At 70.5% G+C, this 18,857-nt stretch carries 18 protein-coding genes and 1 tRNA gene; 14 read left to right on the forward strand and 5 right to left on the reverse strand.

All coding sequences use genetic code 11. From position 1 onward, the window contains the following. Nucleotides 1-40 precede the first annotated feature (40 nt). The 7 genes from M8C13_RS27035 (at nucleotide 41) to M8C13_RS27065 (ending at nucleotide 4,973) form a co-directional block, all read left to right on the forward strand. A complete protein-coding gene (locus tag M8C13_RS27035; protein ID WP_252483509.1) occupies nucleotides 41-646 on the forward strand; it encodes a TetR/AcrR family transcriptional regulator in 606 nt (201 codons plus the stop codon). Nucleotides 647-670: 24 nt separating this feature from the next. Continuing rightward, on the forward strand, nucleotides 671-1,387 hold the full coding sequence (locus tag M8C13_RS27040) for a GAP family protein (RefSeq protein ID WP_252483510.1): 717 nt from the start codon (nucleotides 671-673) through the stop codon (nucleotides 1,385-1,387). Further along, complete coding sequence (locus M8C13_RS27045) at nucleotides 1,388-2,311, forward strand: phosphotransferase (protein ID WP_252483511.1); 924 nt, start codon at nucleotides 1,388-1,390, stop codon at nucleotides 2,309-2,311. 66 nt (nucleotides 2,312-2,377) lie between these two features. Then, nucleotides 2,378-2,965, forward strand: a complete 588-nt coding sequence (locus M8C13_RS27050; RefSeq protein ID WP_252483512.1) for a DinB family protein — start codon at nucleotides 2,378-2,380, stop codon at nucleotides 2,963-2,965. Nucleotides 2,966-3,013: 48 nt separating this feature from the next. Next, entirely contained in the window at nucleotides 3,014-3,526 is a 513-nt protein-coding gene (locus M8C13_RS27055; RefSeq protein ID WP_252483513.1) for a toxin-antitoxin system HicB family antitoxin, read from the forward strand. 73 nt (nucleotides 3,527-3,599) lie between these two features. Further along, on the forward strand, nucleotides 3,600-4,448 hold the full coding sequence (locus M8C13_RS27060; RefSeq protein WP_252483514.1) for a DUF4097 family beta strand repeat-containing protein: 849 nt from the start codon (nucleotides 3,600-3,602) through the stop codon (nucleotides 4,446-4,448). Between the two features lie 78 nt (nucleotides 4,449-4,526). Beyond that, nucleotides 4,527-4,973: a hypothetical protein gene (locus M8C13_RS27065; protein ID WP_252483515.1), complete on the forward strand. Its 447-nt coding sequence runs from the start codon at nucleotides 4,527-4,529 to the stop codon at nucleotides 4,971-4,973. Between the two features lie 45 nt (nucleotides 4,974-5,018). On the opposite strand, the gene M8C13_RS45140 is transcribed toward M8C13_RS27065, so the two are convergent. The 3 genes from M8C13_RS45140 to M8C13_RS27080 form a co-directional block, all read right to left on the reverse strand. Further along, on the reverse strand, nucleotides 5,019-7,346 hold the full coding sequence (locus tag M8C13_RS45140; RefSeq protein WP_305884005.1) for an NB-ARC domain-containing protein: 2,328 nt from the start codon (nucleotides 7,344-7,346) through the stop codon (nucleotides 5,019-5,021). 251 nt (nucleotides 7,347-7,597) lie between these two features. Next, nucleotides 7,598-7,673: transfer RNA gene (locus M8C13_RS27075), tRNA-Lys, on the reverse strand. 48 nt (nucleotides 7,674-7,721) lie between these two features. Beyond that, nucleotides 7,722-8,195 carry a GbsR/MarR family transcriptional regulator gene (locus M8C13_RS27080; protein WP_252483516.1) on the reverse strand — a complete coding sequence of 158 codons (474 nt, stop codon included), beginning with the start codon at nucleotides 8,193-8,195 and terminating at the stop codon, nucleotides 7,722-7,724. Between the two features lie 231 nt (nucleotides 8,196-8,426). Between M8C13_RS27080 and lysA the strand changes: the two genes are divergently transcribed. Continuing rightward, complete coding sequence (gene lysA, locus M8C13_RS27085) at nucleotides 8,427-9,767, forward strand: diaminopimelate decarboxylase (RefSeq protein ID WP_252483517.1); 1,341 nt, start codon at nucleotides 8,427-8,429, stop codon at nucleotides 9,765-9,767. Here the strand turns inward: lysA and M8C13_RS27090 are convergent. After that, nucleotides 9,718-10,653 carry a DMT family transporter gene (locus tag M8C13_RS27090; RefSeq protein ID WP_252483518.1) on the reverse strand — a complete coding sequence of 312 codons (936 nt, stop codon included), beginning with the start codon at nucleotides 10,651-10,653 and terminating at the stop codon, nucleotides 9,718-9,720. The genes lysA and M8C13_RS27090 overlap by 50 nt on opposite strands. Nucleotides 10,654-10,731: 78 nt before the next feature. Here M8C13_RS27090 and M8C13_RS27095 point away from each other — a divergent pair, with 78 nt between their 5' ends. Beyond that, complete coding sequence (locus M8C13_RS27095) at nucleotides 10,732-11,322, forward strand: superoxide dismutase (RefSeq protein ID WP_252483519.1); 591 nt, start codon at nucleotides 10,732-10,734, stop codon at nucleotides 11,320-11,322. On the opposite strand, the gene M8C13_RS27100 is transcribed toward M8C13_RS27095, so the two are convergent. After that, nucleotides 11,319-12,431: a hypothetical protein gene (locus M8C13_RS27100; RefSeq protein ID WP_252483520.1), complete on the reverse strand. Its 1,113-nt coding sequence runs from the start codon at nucleotides 12,429-12,431 to the stop codon at nucleotides 11,319-11,321. The genes M8C13_RS27095 and M8C13_RS27100 overlap by 4 nt on opposite strands. A 134-nt stretch (nucleotides 12,432-12,565) precedes the next feature. Between M8C13_RS27100 and M8C13_RS27105 the strand changes: the two genes are divergently transcribed. From M8C13_RS27105 to M8C13_RS45550, 5 genes are all read left to right on the forward strand, one after another. Continuing rightward, nucleotides 12,566-12,904 carry a hypothetical protein gene (locus M8C13_RS27105; RefSeq protein WP_252483521.1) on the forward strand — a complete coding sequence of 113 codons (339 nt, stop codon included), beginning with the start codon at nucleotides 12,566-12,568 and terminating at the stop codon, nucleotides 12,902-12,904. Beyond that, entirely contained in the window at nucleotides 12,904-14,076 is a 1,173-nt protein-coding gene (gene dusB / locus M8C13_RS27110; RefSeq protein WP_374213158.1) for a tRNA dihydrouridine synthase DusB, read from the forward strand. Before M8C13_RS27105 ends, dusB begins: the two co-directional genes overlap by 1 nt. Further along, nucleotides 14,073-14,519 (forward strand): hypothetical protein, encoded by a 447-nt coding sequence (locus M8C13_RS27115; RefSeq protein ID WP_252483523.1) that lies wholly within the window; start codon nucleotides 14,073-14,075, stop codon nucleotides 14,517-14,519. The genes dusB and M8C13_RS27115 overlap by 4 nt, the downstream gene beginning before the upstream one ends. A gap of 252 nt (nucleotides 14,520-14,771) precedes the next feature. Next, on the forward strand, nucleotides 14,772-15,695 hold the full coding sequence (locus M8C13_RS27120; protein ID WP_374213159.1) for a GGDEF domain-containing protein: 924 nt from the start codon (nucleotides 14,772-14,774) through the stop codon (nucleotides 15,693-15,695). 197 nt (nucleotides 15,696-15,892) lie between these two features. Then, nucleotides 15,893-18,781 carry an LCP family protein gene (locus M8C13_RS45550; RefSeq protein WP_252483524.1) on the forward strand — a complete coding sequence of 963 codons (2,889 nt, stop codon included), beginning with the start codon at nucleotides 15,893-15,895 and terminating at the stop codon, nucleotides 18,779-18,781. The last annotated feature ends 76 nt before the right edge of the window (nucleotides 18,782-18,857 follow it).

Consider the following 18,857-nt stretch of genomic DNA (forward strand, 5'->3'; position numbering starts at 1 on the left):
GCCCGTTGACCCCGTTCGAATACGACCATAATCTAACGCTGTGCCACCGACCGCCGACCACGAGGCCCGCCGCCGCCAGGTGGCCACCGCCCTGCTGTCGGTGATCGCGAACCACGGCCTGGAGGCGGCCAGCATCGCCAGGGTGGCCGAAGCGGCAGGCGCGTCCACCGGCCTGGTGCAACGGTACTTCCGCAGCAAGGACGAGCTGCTGCTTTTCGCCTTCGACCACCTCGTGGAACAGACCCTGGCCCGGCTGGTGGCGGCCGAGCACGTCGGCTCGATCCGGATCCGGCTGTTCCGGGGGCTGCGCACCATGCTGCCGCTGGATGAGGAGCGGATCACCGAGGCCAGGGTCACCCAGGCCTTCGCCACCCGCGCGTTGCACAGCCCTCGGCTACGCAGGGTCATCGACGCCTCGGCGCAGATGGTGCGCAAGCAGTGCGCGGCCACCCTGCGCCGGGCCCAGGAGCTGGGCGAGGCGCCCGCGCACCTGGACGCCGACTTCGAGGCCACCATGCTGGTCGCCTTCACCGACGGCCTGACCTCGACCATCGTCGCCGACCCGGCCGCGATCAGCCCTGGGGAGGCTGACCGCATGCTGCTCCGCTACCTCGACCGCGTCTTCGAGGTGGCCGCACCGCACTAGAGATTCGCCTTGGGGGGAAACAGAATGCTCGTGCTCACACTGTCCGTGCTCGGCCTGGCCGTGGTGGACAGCATCAACCCGTCAGTCCTCGGCGTCACGCTGTTCCTGCTGCTCAAGCGCCAGACCGGCCGCTCGGCCACCATCCAGGTGCTGACCTACCTGGCCGCGGTGGCCGCCACGTACTTCACCCTCGGCGTGCTGCTCATGCTCGGCCTGAGCGCCTTGTCCGGGCAGCTCGGCAACCTGCTGCAGAGCCCGGTCACCTACGCGATCACCGGCGTGCTCGGGGTGGCGCTGTTCACCTGGAGCTGGGTGGATCACCGGCGGGACAAGAAGAACCCGGAACGCCACCGCGACCGCAAGCCCCGGCTGCCGATCTCCGACCGCCTGCCCGCGCTGTTCGCCCTCGGTCTGCTGGTCTCGATCCTGGAGTTCTCCACCGCGCTGCCGTTCCTGGCCGCGGTGGCCCTGATGACCACCAACGGCCTCTCCGCCGCGGTCTGGCTGCCGCTGCTCGCGGTGTACGTGCTGATCATGGTGCTGCCCGAGCTGGTCCTGCTCGCGGTGTTCCGCCTGCTCAGCGAGAGCCGACGGGCGCGGCTGGAACGCCTGCGGGACAAGATGTCGGCCAACACCCGCAAGACCGTGCAGTGGATCGCCGCGATCGTCGGCTTCCTGCTGATCCGCAACGCCGTCGGCTACTTCGCGATCGCCCTCGGGTGGTACACGCCGAAGTCCTGAGTGGGCGAGACTGGGCCGGTGCTCGCCGAGGAGATCGCCGCCGTGGAAGCCGCGCTGGGCAGCAGGGTGCTGGCCAGCCGCACCCTGGCCGGCGGCTTCTCGCACCAGACCAGCCTGCTCACGCTGACCGACGGCCAGGTGGTGGCCCGCCGCGGCGGCCCCGATCCGGCGATCGAGGCGGCGGTGATGGCCGCGGCCCGCCCGCTGGCGCCGGTGCCGGAGGTGCTGCTGGTCCGACCGGTCATGGTCATCGAGCACGTCACCGGCACGCTGCTCAGCCACGTGCTCGCCGACGACTCGCTCAGTCCGGCGGACCTGCGCGCGCTCGGCGCCGAGGTCGGCCGGGTCGCGGCGGCGGTGAGCGCGCGGGCGTTCGACCGGCCGGGGTTCTTCGCCGACGAGCAGCTCACCGTCCGCCCGGAGCGCCCCTGGTCCCAGCAGCTGCCGGAGGTGGTGGCGGAGTGGCTGGCGGCCGCCCCGGCGTCCCGGCTGCCCGCCGCCGCCAAGTCCGCCTGGCTGGCGCTGTGCACGGCGCACGCCCCGGCGCTGGCCGCGGTCGACGGGCACGCCCGGCTGGTGCACTCCGACCTCAACCCGAAGAACATCCTCATCAGCAGGGCCGGTCGCGGCTGGCGGGTGGACGCGCTGCTGGACTGGGAGTTCAGCTACTCGGGCTGCCCGTACGGCGACGCGGCGAACATGGCCCGCTTCGACGACAACACCGACTTCCTGGCCGGTTTCCTCGCCGCCTTCGCCGAGCACCAGCCCGCCGACCTGCCGCCCCTCGCGGACTGGGCGTACCTGGGCCGGGTGCTGGACATGTTCGCCCTCACCGAGCTGGTCACCCGCCCGGCGCCGCACCCGATCGCGGACCAGGCGGCCGAACGGATCCGGCACTGGTCGGAGCACGGCATCCCCAGCTGATCGAACAGGTGTTCGAGTTGTCCACAGAGTTGTCCACAACGGGGGATAACTCGGAGAGTTGTACACATGACCGACCCCAAGGCCGACCTGCGCCATTACCTCCAGACCGCCCGCGAAGCCCTGCTGTGGAAGCTGGAGGGCCTCGGCGAGTACGACATCCGCCGACCGCTCACCCCCACGGGCACGAACCTGTTGGGCCTGGTCAAGCACGTGGCAGGCTGCGAGATCGGCTACTTCGGCCTGGTCTTCGGCCGCCCGTTCGAGCAGGAATTGCCCTGGCTGTCCGATGACGCCGAGCCCAACTCCGACCTGTGGGCGACCGCGGACGAGTCCCGCGCGGACATCATCGACCTGTACCGCAGGGTGTGGACGCATTCGGACCAGACGATCACCAGCCTGCCCCTGGACGCGGTCGGCCGGGTGCCGCACTGGCCGGCCGAGCGCGCCGAGGTGACCCTGCACAAGGCGCTGACCCACATGATCGCCGAGACCCACCGGCACGCTGGCCACGCCGACATCGTCCGCGAACTGATCGATGGCACCACCGGCCTGCGCCCGGACAATGACAACCTGCCGGAAGCCGATAAGTCCTGGTGGGCGGCCTACCATGCCAACCTGGAAGAGGTGGCCAAGGAAGCGAGCCGACCCGCCTGACGCCACCCCCGACTTGCCATGGCACCAAAGTGATGCCATAGTTGTGCCATGGACCTGACGCCCTACGTCGAGAACCTCCGCAACGAGCTCGCGGTAGCCGCCGGAGCCGGTGGCGAGGAAGCTCGGGCGCTGGCGGACCGGCTCAGCGCACCACTGGAGTCAGCAGTGCGGCTGACCTTGCTGGAAGCCCTGTCGACGGCCGCGGACGAGATCACCCGGGAGCTGGCTCCCGGCTCGGTCGACCTGCGGCTGCGCGCCGGTTCGCCCACATTCGTGGTCACCCCGGCACCCGGGGCCGCCGCGTTCGAGGACACCGCGCGGCAGCACGATGGCACCACCGATGCGCCACAGCTGACCGCCGAGGGCGACGACGGTCCGATGACCAGGATCAACCTGCGCCTGCCCGAACAGCTCAAGGCCAGGGTCGAGGAGGCCGCGGGCCGCGAACGGCTCTCGGTCAACGCCTGGCTGGTCCGGGCCGCCGCCGCGGCACTCCAGCCAGAACCGCCGGCTCGCCGAGACCGGGCGTTCGGCCAGAAGTTCACCGGCTGGGTGCGCTAACCCCCACGCCGCTCCACCCCACACGTTCCCCACCAGCGGGAACGCTCACCAACCACCCCAGAAGGGCACAGCCATGCCAATTTTCCCCACCCCCGCCCCGATCACCGTCGAGCTGTCCCTGGTCTCGGCGAACGTCCGGATCAACGCCACCGACCGCATCGACACCGTGGTCGAGGTGCGCCCGGCCAAGGAGTCCAACAAGCACGACGTCACCGCCGCCGACCAGACCGAGGTCAGCTTCCACAACGGCACCCTGGCCGTCCGGATGGCCAAGCCGAAGCTGCTGGGCGGCAAGGGAACCATCAACCTGGTGATCGACCTGCCCACCGGCTCCCAACTCAAGGGCGACTCCGCCATCGCGGACCTGCGCGCCTCCGGCCTGCTCGGCGACTGCCACTTCACCACCGCCTCCGGCGACCTCCAGTTCGACCACACCGGCCCCCTGCGCCTGGAGACCACCAGCGGCCGCATCCGGGTGGAGCACGCGGACGGCCACACCGACGTCACCAGCGGCTCCGGCGAGGTCTGGCTGCACACCGTCAACGGCACCGCGGTGGTCAAGAACTCCAACGGCCCCACCACCATCGGCGACATCACCGGCGACCTCCGGGTCAACGTCGCCAACGGCAACACCAGCGTCGAACGCGCACACAGCACCGTCGCGGTGAAGGCCGCCGCCGGCAGCATCCGCATCGGCGAACTCACCCGAGGCACCGCCGTCCTGGAAACCAACGCCGGCGACGTCGAACTGGGCATCCGCCAGGGCACCGCCGCCTACCTCGACATCAACACCCTCACCGGCCGCTTCATCAACGACCTCGCCACCATCGGCGGCCCCGAGACCAACACCGAAACCCTCAAAATCCACGCCCGCACCGTCACCGGCGACATCATCATCCGCCGCAGCGAGCCCGCCGCCTGACCACCTAGGCACGAACAACGCCCTCCGTGCCCCCGTCCGCGGCAGTACACGCGGAGCCGCGACCGCTACCGTCGAGACGTGGAGCGGATCGTGGACCTGGACGCGGCAGCCCAGCAAATCGAGAGCCGCCGGGCGACGTGGGAAGTCGCTGGGCTCACCGTCGGCCCGTTGACGTGGCGGGACTGCAGCCCGTCCACGCGGCGACTGACCGCCGACCGGGCCACCGTCTCTGATCCGGACTCCGTGAGCGTGACACTCGACTTCGGAGACTGGCCTGCCGCGGTGTTCGTGTTGTTCCGGGGTGGCTGGGCCGACGTCGATGTGACCAACTTCCAGTCCGGGGAGGCCCACTCGGTCGACGGACGCGGCATCACCAGTCCGGCGCTCTTCGGAGCTCTGCTTGACCGAGTGATCCAGGACGTCGTGAGCTCAGTGGGAACGGTCGAGCAGTGGGATCCAGAACGCAGGATCCTGGGACTTGACCCCAGGTCCCGACCTCGGCGCGGCCGTCGGCCGGCCGGGTGAAGAGGCCGCCCCTCCCGAACTCCTCGCTACCGAGCGTTCCTCAGGTCAACTGGTCTTGCCACCTGCGAGCCTCTCGAGTTTGGCCCTGGTCCGCCGCGCCGGCGCGGTGAAGGACCAGGCGACGTGGATCGCCAGGGCTTCTCGATAACGTCGCTCGGCCTCGTCACGATCTCCCCGGGCGACGGCAAGGTCGCCTCGCGCCTCCACCACGAATGCGCGGTCGAACGGCCGCCGCAGCTTCGTCATGATCGACTCAGCGGCGCCCAGAGCGTTCTCGGCCTCGTCGAACTGGCTAAGGGCAGTACGTGTGATGCCCAGCCAGGTCAACGTCTTGCCCTCATTGTGGCGGTCTTGTTCGAGGTGTTCGACGAAGTAGGCCAAGGCGTGGGTCAGCAGGGTGAGGGCTGCCTCCGGCTCCTCGATCTTGGCCAGGTGCAGACACGCCAGCGCGATCCGTCGGGCACGCCCGATGTCTTTGGCCAGGCGGAGGTTGGCGCGCAGAGTTGCCCGTGCCTCGGGTGCCTCCATCGCCAGCAGGACTAACCCCAGGGTCTCGGTCGCGGTCGCCGCCAATCGAAGGTGGCCCACCTCCCGGGCAAGCCGGTGAGCCTCCACGGCCCGTTCATGTGCGGTGTTGTGCTCGCCGCGATGCAGATGGGCGTAGGCGAGTTGGGTCAACAGCAGGCTGCGTACGGCGATCAGGTCCGGGCCAGTCGCATGGCGGAGCCCGATGTGGTGGGTGACGAACAGGTCGTCGAGGTGTTTGTTTTGTTCGTAGAACGGCCAGGACATGACGCAGAGGATCAGCACTTCCTCGCTGTGCCCGTGCTGATCCGCGTACTTGACGGCGGAGCGCAGGTTCACGCGCTCATCGATGAACCACCGCGCGGGCTGTCTGGCCACCGGGTCGTGCAGGTCCGGTTCGATGTGCGGGAACAGAATCGGCAGCCACCCGCGCCCGGGCGCGAACCTCACTCCGGCCACCACTGTGCGTTGCACGTAGCGGGCCAGTCCCCTGGCGGACATCTCATCCCCGTCACTTGGCGCGAGGCTCTGACGGGCATGCAGGCGGACCAGGTCACGCATCAGGTAGCGGTTCGGGCCGATCTCCTCGATGAGCCAGGCCGCGACAAGCTCGTCGACGGCTTTGCGCACCTCGTACTCAGGCTGACCGAGCATCGCGGTCAGTGTGTCGAACCCGAATTCTCCGGTACCGATCTCAGCGCTGAAGGCGGTGTAGCAGGTCTGCTCCAACTCGGTCAGCAGATGGCAGGCGGCGTTGAGGACCTCCTCGACCGACAAACCACGTCGAGGGGAAAGGGTGGGCAACCTCCGGTGCTCGTCGCGCAGCTCTGCGAGTAGCCAGGAAACCGGCCGATGGGGGAACTTGTTCAGCATTGAAGCCATTACGCACAAGGCGATGGGGACACCGTCGCAGAACGCGATGAGTTCGTCGACAGCACCGGGCTCGGCGGTCAACCGGCTGTCGCCGACCAGGCGGGTGAGCAGTTGCCATGCCGCCGACTTCACCAATCGCCGCAGATGCAGCGGTGTCACGGCGTGCTCGACGCTGAGATCGCTGAGCGACCTGTTCGCGGTGACGATCGCCACTGCCTTGCCCTGCCCTGGGAACAGCAGATGGACCTGCTCCGCATCGACTGCGCCGTCGGCCACCACCAAAACTCGACGGTCCGCGGTCAGCGCGCGGAACCACACCACCAGGTCTTCCAGGCTTTCCGGCAGTTCCGCTTCCGGTACGCCCAGCGCTCGCAGGAAGCGACGCAACGCTTTCTCCACCAGGCCGGCACGCTCCGCAGCCCCGGTCAGATCGACATAGAAGACCCCGTCCGGAAACTTCGACTTGATCTGGTTCGCCCAGTACAACGCGAACTGAGACTTGCCAATCCCCGGAGGTCCGTCGATCAGGAAAACTGGCAGCGGGACGCGCTCCAACTGTTCCGTCAGGGCCGCGTCCGCCTCCCGCCGAACGCTCTCGTGGTTGGTGTAGTGCTTGGTTGATGTCGGCAACAGATCTGGTGCAGCTGTGCGGGTGGCCCGACCGCCGAACAACTGCGTCACCACGGTCACCTGGTTGCGGTCGCCTTGGACACGAATCCTTGGCTTGACCGCCGAGCTCACTCCCGGCGTGGATGACGGTTCCACATTGTCCGACCGGGACATCCAGATCGCGGAAAGCACCGTGACGACAGCGATTCCTATCCCCAGAGGCCAACCACCCAGGTCGGTCCACTTGTTGATCAAAATTCCACTGACTGCCGCGAGAGTCGCTGCGACAAGCGAGATCAGAAATTTCCGAAGCAGTCCGGATCTCGACATGCCACCTCCGCCGATCAACGCATATTTCGCGATCATGTCGCCACCAGGGCACTCGACACCGCCGACCCATCAATCACCACCCGATTGGTGGTATCACCAAGAACACCGGGCGGACCGCCGAACAGGGTCAGCGTCGTTCCGCATGCCGGTGGGGTCGTCGACATCGGTCTTCGGTAGCTCGATGCCATCCCAGACCGTCAGCCCCAACGGCACCACCTGGTGACGATCGCCCCAGGGACGGACCTGATCTTGACACGCAAAACCCCCAGGCCGGTGACCTGGGGGTTTGGTGGGCCGCGTGGGACTCGAACCCACAACCCGCGGATTAAAAGTCCGCTGCTCTGCCAGTTGAGCTAGCGGCCCGGGGACACTCTACCGACACCGGGCCGGGTGGTGTGCTGTGGTTGGCGATCACGGGCGGGGTGGGGGCTGCCAGTTGGCGAGCAGGCGGGGGAGTTCGGCTTGGAGGAACTCGAAGAAGTCTCGGGTTTGTTCCAGGCGGTGGGCGGTGGGGGTGGTGGGGCCGACGGCCTGGATGCCTTCCTTGATGCTCTGGATCCAGCGGGCGATCTGCTCTTCGCGGCGAAGCAGGGACTCGAACCACAGGTCGTCGCGGACGCGGTAGTGGTCGCGGCGGGCGCCTGGGGAGCGTTCCTTGGTGATCAGGCCGATCTGGGTGAGGTAGCGGACGCCTCCGCTGACGGCGGCGGGGCTGATTTGCAGGTGAGCGGCCAGGTCAGCGGCGGTGCGGGTGCCGTCGTCGCTGGCGAGGAGGCTGGCGAAGATCCTGGCCGGCATGCGGCTCCAGCCGGCGTCGGTGAGGACCAGGGCGAAGCGTTCGACGAAGCGGGCTACCGCTGCCTCGTCGCGGGCGGGTCCGGTCATGTGTAGGCCCTCCTCTCCGTCACCCCCGTGACCAGCCGGTTTAGTTTAGCTGTTTCAGGAAGATGTGAAGGTAGGTCCGTGTGGTGGGCGCCACCTGCGGTGTCAGGGTCGCGGAAACGTGGCCGCTGCGAGCGTCAGGAGCGCGTAGGGAGCGGTGACGGGCGCACCGGTGCGGCGTTTTCTCGTCATGGGCGGGCAACGTGCCCGTGACAAGTGCCTGCGGAGGCCGTCGTGACCCTGGAGTACCTCATTCCTTCGCTGCAACGCTCGCTGCGCGGCCACCTGGAGCCGGGGATCTGGCCGGCCGGGACCGAGCTGGGGCCGGAGAACGATCTGCTGGTCGGCGGGGTTTCGCTGCGGCGGGTCGCGGCTGACTTCGGCACTCCCTCCTACGTGCTGGACGAGGCGGCGGTCCGGCGGCGGTGCCGGGAGTACCGGGCCGCGCTGCCGGACGTCGAGATCGCCTATGCGAGCAAGGCGTTGCTGACCAAGGCGGTGGCGCGGTGGGTGCGGGAGGAGGGGCTTTCGCTCGACGTGTGCTCGGCTGGGGAGCTCGCGGTCGCGCGGGCGGTGGACTTCCCGGCGGAGCGGGTCATCCTGCACGGGAATGCCAAGACGCCGGAGGACCTGAAGGCCGCCATCGGGTATGGCGTTGGGCGGGTGGTGGTGGACTCGTTCGACGAGATCGAGCAGCTTGGCGCGTTGGCGCGGTATCCGCAGCAGGTGCTGGTGCGGGTGACGCCGGGGGTGGACGGGCAGACGCACAAGGCGATCGCGACCGGCGTCGAAGATCAGAAGTTCGGGTTCTCGCTGGCCAGTGGGGCCGCGGCGGAGGCGGTGCGGCGGGTGCTCGGACAGCCGAACCTGCACCTGGTGGGGCTGCACTGCCACATCGGGTCGCAGCTCGGGCGGGTGGCCGGGTTCGAGCTGGCGGCGCGGCGGATGGTGGGGTTGCTGGCGGCGGTGCGGGATGAGCACAAGATCGTGTTGCCGCAGTTGAACATCGGCGGTGGGCACGCGGTGGCCTACCTGCCCGGCGAGGACGAGTTCGACCTCCAGGGGTTCGCGGCGCGGGTGCGGTGCGCGGTGAACTACGAGTGCTCGGCGCGCGGGCTGCCGGTGCCGCGGCTGGTGGTGGAGCCGGGGCGGTCGCTGGTCGCGCGGGCCGGGGTCACGCTGTACCGGGTGGTCGTGGTCAAGGACGTGCCGGGCGTGCGGACCTTCGTCGCGGTGGACGGCGGGATGAGCGACAACCTGCGGCCCGCGCTCTACGGATCCCGTTACGCGGTGCGGATGTTCGGCCGCACCAGCCACGCGGCCGCGCGCACGGTGACCGTGGTCGGGCGGCACTGCGAGGCCGGGGACGTGATCGCGCGCGATGTGTCGTTGCCCGCGGACATCCGCGCGGGCGACCTGCTGGCCGTGCCCTGCTCCGGCGCCTACCACCACTCGCTGGCGTCCAACTACAACCTGGTCGGCCGCCCGCCGGTGATCGCGGTGGCCGAGGGGCGCTACCGGCCGATCATCCGGCGGGAGACGGATGAGGACGTGCTGGCTCGCGATCTGGGCTGAGCCGGACGGTGCCGCCCTTGCCGGTGCGCTCGCGCCAGCCGAGGGCGGTCACCGCGACCACCAGCAGCGCGAAGCCCAGCCACTGGGTGCCGGACAGGCGCGCGCCCAGCAGGCCGACGCCGATCAGCGCGGCGGTGGCCGGGAAGGCGAGCTCGGCCAGGGTGGCGCGGGCCGCCGGGGTGTTGCGCAGGCCCTGGTAGTACAGGGTCAGCGCGAGCAGGCCGGGCACGATCGCGAGCAGCAGCAGGGCGGGCGCGTTCGCCCAGTCCACCAGGAACGGGGCGCCCTGGCCCGCCACCACCACCGCGGTCGCGGGCAGGCCGATGACAAAACGCAGCACCGTGACGTCCCACGGGCGCAGCTCGGTGCTGACCAGCCTGCCAAGCACGGTGCCGCCCGCCCACAGCGCGGCCGCGCCCAGCGCCAGCAGCGCCGGGACCGCGGCGCTGACCCGAACCTCCAGCGGGTTGGCGAAGCTCAGCAGCCAGGCGCCGAGCAGGGCGGGCGCGGCGAAGTAGACGTAGTGCGCGCGCGGCCGCTCGCCGAGCAGCACGAAGGCGGCCAGCAGCACGAACACCGGCTGGAACTTCTGCAGCACCAGCGGGGTCACCGGGTCGCCGTAGCGGAAGGCGGCGGTGAACAGCGCGGTCGCCACCGCCGAGGAGCCGACCCCGATGACCAGCACCGCAAACCGGCGCGGCCAGTTGAGCCCGGCGAAGGCGCGCAGCGCGCGCGGCACCCAGGGCAGCAGCAGGGCCACCACGATCAGGTGTTCCCAGAAGACCACGGTGGCCGAGGGCAGGGCCTGGGCGAGCGGGACGCGCAGCAGCGCGTCCGTGCCCCACAGCGCGGCGGCCAGCGCCACCAGCCAGGTCCGATCCCGCATGCCTGCCCCCATATCAGCCGGTCATAACTTCAGTCGCCGCCGCTGCCGGAACGCACGCAGCGTGCCAAGGTGGTCACCATGCGACGTCATCCCCTCGCCGCGGCCGGTGTCGCGGCCGCGTTGCTGCTGATCACCGGCAGCACAGCGCCCGCAGGCGCCGATCCGGTCAACTCCATCTCCCCGGATTCCATTCCCGTGCTCACCGTCGGCCGCTTCGCGCCGTACAGCCCGGAGGCCAAGGCCGTCACGCACGACCCGAAGCTGGTGCCCGAGGGCTCCGGTGTGGTGGTCGCCGCGACGCACGTCCGGCACGGCGGCACCCTGGTGCTGCTCTCGGTGCGCGGGCTGGTGCCCCAGCGCACCTACGGCGCGCACGCGCACACCAAGCCGTGCGGGCCAGCGCCCGCCGACTCCGGGCCGCACTACCAGGACGTCCTCGACCCGGTGCAGCCCTCGGTCGATCCCAAGTACGCCAACGCGTCCAACGAGATCTGGCTGGACTTCACCACCAACCGGCACGGCGTCGGCGTCAGCAAGACCGTGGTGCCCTGGCACTTCGGCGAGCGCAGGGCCAAGTCGGTAGTGATCCACTTCGAACGGACCAAGACCCACCACGGGCACGCCGGGACCGCGGGCGCGCGGCTGGGCTGCGTGAACGTGGACTTCTAGTCCGCGCCCAAGAGCTTCGGCACGATCTGTTCGGCCAGGGCCTTCTCCAGGCCGCGACGGGCCTCGTCGGTGCGGTTGTCGCCCAGTGCCATCAGCCGCACCGCGAGCAGGTTGTCCATGTTGTCCCGCAACAGCACCCCGGTGCCGCTGAGCACGCTGCCCACCTTGGCCGGGCGGCCGGCCACCGAGATCTCCGCGCCGTTGTACAGCGAGCCCTCCAGCTTGGTGGAGAGCACCTGGATCCACACCGTGTGCGCGCCGCCCTTGAACGGCTCGCCGCCGGAGATCGTGCAGTCGCCGCCATAGGTCAGCTGCCGCTCCCGCACCGGCACGCCCAGGATGCTCTGGAACATCTCGTCGGTGGCCGCGGTGCACAGCGCGGCAGCCCGCTGCGGGTGCGGCAGGTCGACCACGCCGGCGGCCGGTGGCGGCGGGAACGGGGTGTACGGCAGCGCGCCCTTCTCCCCCGGCGCGGGCGCGGCCGGGCCGGGCTTGGTCAGCTCGGCGAGCAGCTTCTGGGCCAGCTCGTGCAGCACCTGCTTCGACGACTTCGGCGGGTTGCTGCCCGGGGTCGCGGTCATGTGCAGGGTGCCCTTGGGCACCGCGTCCTCGCTGTCGCCGTACTTCCGCTTCTCCAGCTCCTGCTCGCCGAACTGGTTGAACGGCACGCACAGCACCTCACCGCCGCCGCCGGCCGCGACCGAGGTGGCCGGCCTGCCGCCCACGTCCACCTGCTGCGGGTTGGCCAGCGTCTTGCAGGGCTGCTGCCAGCTCAGGCTCAGGTACACGGTCTGGCGCCCGCCCTCGACCAGGCAGCCACCGCGCTGCGCCCACCGGCTCTGCACCGGCCCGCCGAGCAGCTCCGACCACTCCTGCGCGGACAACGTGCCGCACAGCAGCTGCGCGGTCGGCTCCGGGTTGAGCAGCGAGACCAGCTCCCCGCCCGGCGAGCTGACCTTGCGCGCCGCGGAACCGCGCTTGTCGTAGCCCTCCACCGGATCACCCGCTTCGGCCACGCCACGCACCGTGGTGCACCCGGCGAGCAGCGCCGCGGTGGCCAGGAGCAGCGCGCCGGTCCGGCGGGCGTTGGTCATCAGTGGTTCCTCCATCCGGACGAGCGTTACCGGTGTGATGTTCCCAGCAGCGGCTGACGGTTGTCCCGGCAACACCGGAATCCGGTGGCGCGGGTGTGATCTCGGCGGCACTTCCTAAATCGAGCTGATCTGGTTCCGAAAATAGGGGGATGAACGCGACTCGCAGGCAGGGCGTGGTGGACGCGTTGGAGGCGCTGGCCGGGTTCACCCCAGCCAACGTCAACGGCTGGCCGGACCTCAGCGGCACGGTGCAGGTGCTGCTGGCCGACACCTGGTGGGACCGGTTCGACCCGGCGGAGAGCGTGGGTGAACTGCTCAGGGACGAGGCCGAGGTGGCCGCGGTGAAGGCCGTTGTCGAACCGCTGCTGGAGGTGCTGGAGGCCTACAACCCGGCCACGCCGGATGAGACCTACCTCACTCATCCGCGCTGGCCGGAGGTGGCCGCCAAGGCGGGTCAGGCGCACCGGTTGCTGGCCGAGACGGGCTGATGGCGACCGGCACTCCCGACGTGCCGGACAATGGAGCGGTGAACGCGCGTCCGCCCTTGCTGCGGGTCGGCCCCTACCAGGTCGATCCGCCGGTTGTGCTCGCGCCGATGGCCGGGATCACCAACGTGGCCTTCCGGCAGCTCTGCCGCCAGTACGGGGCGGGGCTGTACGTGTGCGAGATGGTCACCACCCGGGCGCTGGTCGAGCGGGACCCGATGACCATGCACATGATCACCTTCAGCGCGGACGAGCACCCGCGCTCGCTGCAGCTCTACGGGGTCGACCCGGTCACCATGGACAAGGCCGTCCGGATGATCGTGGACGAGAACCTGGCCGACCACATCGACATGAACTTCGGCTGCCCGGTGCCCAAGGTGACCCGCAAGGGCGGTGGCGCGGCGCTGCCGTACAAGCGGCGGCTCTTCGGTGACATCGTGCGGGCCGCGGTGCGGGCCGCCGAGCCCGCTGGCATCCCGGTGACGGTGAAGTTCCGGATCGGCATCGACGAGGACCACCTGACCTACCTGGACGCCGGCCGGATCGCCGAGGCCGAGGGCGCCTCCTGGGTGGCCCTGCACGGGCGGACCGCGGCGCAGCGCTACTCCGGGCAGGCCGACTGGTCGGCCATCGCGCGGCTCAAGGAAGCGGTGCGGACCATCCCGGTGCTGGGCAACGGCGACATCTTCTCCGCCGACGACGCGCTGCGGATGATGGCCGAGACCGGCTGTGACGGGATCGTGGTGGGCCGGGGCTGCCTGGGCAGGCCCTGGCTGTTCCGGGACCTGGCGGCCGCCTTCGCCGGCGAGCCGATTCCGGAGGGCCCTTCGCTGGGCGGCGTGGCCGAGGTGCTGCACCAGCACGCCGAGCTGCTCATCGACCACCTCGGGCCGGACAAGGGCATCCGCGACCTGCGCAAGCACATGGCCTGGTACCTGCGCGGCTTCCCGGTCGGCGGTGACCTGCGGCGCAGCTTCGCCATGGTGTCCAGCCTGGCCGAGCTGGAGGACCTGCTCGCCCAGCTGCCGCCGGAGGTGCCGTTCCCGCAGGACGCGGAGGGGCCGCGCGGACGCCAGGGCTCACCGGCGAAGGTCAGCCTGCCGCAGGGGTGGCTGGACGATCCGGAGGACGCCTCGGTCCCGCTCGGCGCGGAGCTGATGCACTCCGGCGGATGAGCGCCCGCCTGGGTGGCGCGCTGCTGGTCACGCTGGTCACGGCGGGCTGCGCGGTCGGGGTGGCCGGCACGCCGAGAGAGGCCTCCCAGGAGGCGGTGGACGCCGGGCTGGTCGGTGGTTACTTCAGCGACGGGCTGGCCGCGGCGCGGACCGGGGTGGCCGCGCAGCGGGAGTTCCTGACCCGCACCCAGCACCCGGACTTCCGCGCGGGCGCCTGCGATCCCGGCGAGCTGGTGCTGACCGTGGAGCCCGCCCTGTCCACCCTGCGGCCGGACCCGGGGTGGACCGCGGGCAGCCGGGGCAGGCCGAGGGGGCGGGTGTACGTGGTGGCGGTCTCGGTCACCGCGAAACGGGACGGCGCCACGGTCGGTATCCAGATCGGGTCACAGCACGTGGTCGTCCTCGACGGAGCGGCCTACGGGTTCGCGCCCTGTCCGCGCTGAGCGTGACGACGCCCACATCCCTTGGGCTACCGGCAGTTTCCTGCTGGGCCAAGTGGGTGGGCTATGGCCGAACAGCTTGGGCGGCCCCGCCATTTGCGGGTACACAACCAAGTGCGTGGTGGATCACGCTGAGTCACCGGGTCGGAGCAGCCCACGGTCAGCCAGTTAAGTGAAATACGACACCGGGCCGGTCCAGTGGCTCAAGCGTGCCGCCGTAACCGACGACACCACCGTGGTAGGGAGGTGAACGCGGTGACCGTACTGCGACCTGACATCGCCGAGTCTGATCCGCTCCGCGATGGCACGCGGCCGGTCTGCTCCGCGCCCACCCCACCGCGCTCGCCCGCCTCCGCCGTGGGGCATCCGGGCCCGCCACCGCCGTCACCGCCAGCCAACTCCGGGCTGGTGCAGTTGCACGAGTCGATCGCCGCGCTGTTCGCCTCCCGGGGGCAGTGGCGGCAGGCCTATCAGCACCTGCGTTCGGCGCTGGACCTGCTCTCCTCCGAGCAGACCAACCCGCCCCAGGTGCCCGAACAGCTGCGCCGGGAGGTGGACCGGCTGCGTCGCGAGCACGCCGAGGCGCGCGAGCAGAGCCTGCGGGACAGCCTCACCGCCAGCTACAACCGGCGCTACCTGGACCAGCGGCTGCTCGGCCTGCTCGGCGAGGCGGACCGGCAGGGCGGGCTGGCCGTGGCCCTGGTGGACCTGGACTTCTTCAAGCAGGTCAACGACACCTTCGGCCACCTCATCGGCGACCGGGTGCTGCAACGGGTGGTGGAACTGCTGCAGGACGGGCTGCCCGAGGGCGCGTTCTGCGCCCGCTACGGTGGCGAGGAGTTCGTGCTGGTGGTGCCGGGCATCGACACCGGGACGGCGGTCGCCGTCTGCGAAGCGGCACGTGCGCGCGTCGAGCGGTATCCGTGGACGCAACTGGCCCCGGACCTGCGGGTCACGGTGAGTATTGGGCTGGCGCACGAGCTGACCGGCTCACCTGCGGACACACCAGCGACTGATCCGAAGGAGCAGTTGTTGCGCGCGGACAGCTTGCTCTACGTGGCCAAGCAGTCCGGCCGGAACGCGGTCGCGTACCGGGAAGAGGACGGTCGCGTTCGGCTCGCCGGAGCGGCCGGTGGGCGACGGGCAGTGGCCCAACCGCGCCCAGTTGGCTATAACTGATCTTGCTCAGTACGGCCCGTTCGGGCTAAACGACTCGGCAGTTTTCCGTACAGGACGTGACAAAGCTCGCGGCCGTGCTCGTGTGTCTTACCCGTTATCCGTACTATCGGGCACCGGGCGATCCGTCGGGGGTTACAACCCGTTCGGTTCGCCCTGCGTCATTAGTCGGAGAGTCACACGATCGGGAAGGAGACCGGGTGCCGGACGACCACCGCGAGGGCGGTTACGGTTCCCGCTCCGGACGACGTCGGCGGGCTGAGGACGAGACCCCCGATCTGGACCAGCCCAGCAGGCGCCGCCGGTCCCTGGACGACGGCGGGGGCACCTCGGTGTCGGACCTGCTCGCCAAGCACGGCGGCACTTCCGACAAGCTGCCCCGCCCGGCCCCGCCACCCGCGCCGCAGCACGACTTCGCGCCGCCGCCCATGCCGCCAGTGCCGCCCCGGGATGCCGCGCCGCCGATGCCGCCGAGGGACGCGCCGCCGCCGATGCCGCCGCGATCCGCTCCGGTCCGGCCGCCGCGCGCGCCGATGCCGCCGCAGGGCAGGCCGCAGGAGGATCTGGGCCAGCCCAGCGGCGGACGCATGCCGCCGCCAGTGGATCAGCCGAGTGGCGGGCGCATGCCGCCGCCAGTGGATCAGCCCAGCGGCGGGCGGAAGCCGCCGCCCATGGATCAGCCCAGTGGCGGGCGCATGCCGCCGCCGATGGACCAGCCCAGTGGTGGCCGGATGCCGCCGCCCCGGGATCTCGGGCAGCCCTCCGGTGGCCGGATGCCGCCGCCGGACAACGGCGGGCGGATGCCGCCGAGGGACATCGCTCAGCCGACCGGTGGGCGGATGCCGCCGCCGGGAGACCTCGCTCAGCCCACGGGCGGCCGGATGCCGCCGCCCGATGGTGGCCGCATGCCGCCACCACGGGACCTGGGCCAGCCGAGTGGCGGGCGGATGCCGCCGCCCCGGCCGCCGCGCGGTCGACCGCAGGGTGGGCCGCCTGGCGCACCGCAACAGGGCGGGCCGCAACAGGGTGGACCCCAGGGCGGGCCGCCGCCGGTGGATCCGCCGACCGGGGGCGGTTTCGCGGCGCTTGACGAGCCGGTCGCGCCGCCCGCTGGGCGTCCCGCGCCGCCGCAGGGTGGCAGGCCGCCTCGGCCGCCGCAGGGGGCTCGGCCGGGGAACCGGCCGCCGGTGCCGCCCGTGCCGCCGACGCCGCCCGCGCAGCCCGCTGAGCCGGTCGACGGCGAGATGGACGACAAGCGGCGCAAGATCGACGCAACGCTGTCCCGGTTCTCCGCCGTGCACGACGAGATGGCCGAGATCGAGGAAGCGGAACGGGAGCGGCGCGGCAAGCTGACCCAGTTCATCCGGATCGGCGGCAAGGACAAGGACAAGACCGACAAGCCCGCGGACAAGCCGGACCCCGCTGAGCAGACGCAGCTGGTCGAGCTGCCCGGTTCGGTGGACGTGCCCACCATGGGGGTGCCGTACCACGAGCTGGTCGACGACGACGAGGACGAGCCGCCGCGCGCGGCGGCCCACGCCAGCGCGCCGCCGGCGGAGGAGGACCCGGACGCGCTGCGCAGGCGGCGGCTGCTGCTGGTGGGCAAGGCGCTGGTGGTCGCGGTCGCCGCGGTGGTGCTGGTGGCCACCGGGATCGGCTGGGCCGGCAAGCAGTGGGTCAACGGGCAGATCCGCGAGGTGTCCGCGCTGGACCCGAACTCCGACCAGATCCAGGACAAGGACAAGCAGTACGGCGCGGAGAACTTCCTCATGATCGGCTCGGACAGCCGGGCCGGGGCCACCGCCGAGGACGGTGTCGGCGACGAGAAGATCTCCGGTGGCGCGCGCACCGACACCGTGATGGTGGCGCACGTGCCCGCGGACCGGAAGCGCGTGGTGATCGTGTCCTTCCCGCGCGACATGGACGTCACCATCCCGGCCTGCGAGGGCTGGGACTACAAGACCGGCAAGTACACCGGCAAGATGGAGCCGGTCCGGAAGAACCAGAAGCTCAACGCGGCCTACGCCATCGGCGGCCCGAAGTGCATCACCAAGCTGGTCCTCCAGCTCTCCGGACTGAACATCAACCACTTCGTCGGCATCGACTTCCACGGCTTCAAGGCCATGGTGGACGCGATCAAGGGCGTCGAGGTCTGCGTGCCCAAGCCGATGATCGACGAGAAGATCGGCCCGGTGATCACCCAGACCGGGCGGCAGACCATCTCCGGGGACACCGCGCTGAGCTACGTGCGGGCGCGCACGCTCAAGGGCGACCCGGTGCAGAGCGACTACGGCCGGATCCAGCGGCAGCAGAAGTTCCTGTCCTCGTTGCTGCGCAAGGTGATGTCCCAGCAGGTGCTCACCAGCCCCGGCCAGCTCCAGGACTTCGTGAAGGCCTTCGCCGGGTCCACCTACGGCGAGAACATCGGCATCGACCAGATGCTCACCCTCGGCACCTCGTTGCAGGGCCTGGAAGCCGGGCGGGTCACCTTCGTGCAGGTGCCGGTGCGCACGGTCGAGCTGGCACCCAAGAAGTTCAAGGAGGAGTTCCGGGAGAAGGACGCCAAGGCGCTGTTCCAGGCGATCATCAACGGAACCCCGCTGCCGCAGGAGAAACCCGCTGACGGCGGCGCGAACCAGAACCCGATGCCGCAGGCGCAGAACAACCCGCCGGTGGACCTGAGCCCGGCCGCGCTGGTGGACCCGAAGACGGTGAAGATCCAGGTGCTCAACGGATCCGACAAGGCGGGCAACGCGGCCAAGGCGGTCACCGGCCTGGAGGGCCTCGGTTTCTCGGTGGTCAAGAAGGGCACCTCGGCCACGCCGAGCAACAAGACGGTGATCCGCTTCGCCGACGAGCGCAGGGATGCCGCGCGCACGCTGGCCGCCGCGGTGCCCGGCGCCACGCTCACCCCCGATCCCAGTATGGGCGGGGCGATCCAGCTGATCCTCGGGCCGGAGTTCGACGGCAAGGTGGTCAAGCCGAGCGGCGGCACTGGCGGCGGCACCAGCACTCCCGGGCAGACGCCGACCAGCAAGCTGCCCGGTGATCTGTCCACTGTGAACGGTGCGGACAACAGCTGCAACTGACCCGGCCACACCGCCACTGACCGGGCCTTGTGCATCAGCTGTTCCGGTCGCGTTTACGGCTGGTTCACCAATGGAT

It is taken from the genome of Crossiella sp. SN42, assembly GCF_023897065.1.
Lineage (GTDB): Bacteria > Actinomycetota > Actinomycetes > Mycobacteriales > Pseudonocardiaceae > Crossiella.

Excerpts from the sequence above, each read along its gene's own strand:
- M8C13_RS27100 (WP_252483520.1), bottom strand. The coding sequence starts at position 12,431 with ATGGAGGAACCACTGATGACCAACGCCCGCCGGACCGGCGCGCTGCTC.
- dusB (WP_374213158.1), top strand. The coding sequence starts at position 12,904 with ATGGCGACCGGCACTCCCGACGTGCCGGACAATGGAGCGGTGAACGCG.
- M8C13_RS27080 (WP_252483516.1), bottom strand. The coding sequence starts at position 8,195 with ATGACCGGACCCGCCCGCGACGAGGCAGCGGTAGCCCGCTTCGTCGAA.
- M8C13_RS27060 (WP_252483514.1), top strand. The coding sequence starts at position 3,600 with ATGCCAATTTTCCCCACCCCCGCCCCGATCACCGTCGAGCTGTCCCTG.
- M8C13_RS45140 (WP_305884005.1), bottom strand. The coding sequence starts at position 7,346 with ATGATCGCGAAATATGCGTTGATCGGCGGAGGTGGCATGTCGAGATCC.
- M8C13_RS27090 (WP_252483518.1), bottom strand. The coding sequence starts at position 10,653 with ATGCGGGATCGGACCTGGCTGGTGGCGCTGGCCGCCGCGCTGTGGGGC.
- M8C13_RS27055 (WP_252483513.1), top strand. The coding sequence starts at position 3,014 with ATGGACCTGACGCCCTACGTCGAGAACCTCCGCAACGAGCTCGCGGTA.
- M8C13_RS27040 (WP_252483510.1), top strand. The coding sequence starts at position 671 with ATGCTCGTGCTCACACTGTCCGTGCTCGGCCTGGCCGTGGTGGACAGC.
- M8C13_RS27115 (WP_252483523.1), top strand. The coding sequence starts at position 14,073 with ATGAGCGCCCGCCTGGGTGGCGCGCTGCTGGTCACGCTGGTCACGGCG.
- M8C13_RS27050 (WP_252483512.1), top strand. The coding sequence starts at position 2,378 with ATGACCGACCCCAAGGCCGACCTGCGCCATTACCTCCAGACCGCCCGC.
- M8C13_RS27095 (WP_252483519.1), top strand. The coding sequence starts at position 10,732 with ATGCGACGTCATCCCCTCGCCGCGGCCGGTGTCGCGGCCGCGTTGCTG.
- M8C13_RS27105 (WP_252483521.1), top strand. The coding sequence starts at position 12,566 with ATGAACGCGACTCGCAGGCAGGGCGTGGTGGACGCGTTGGAGGCGCTG.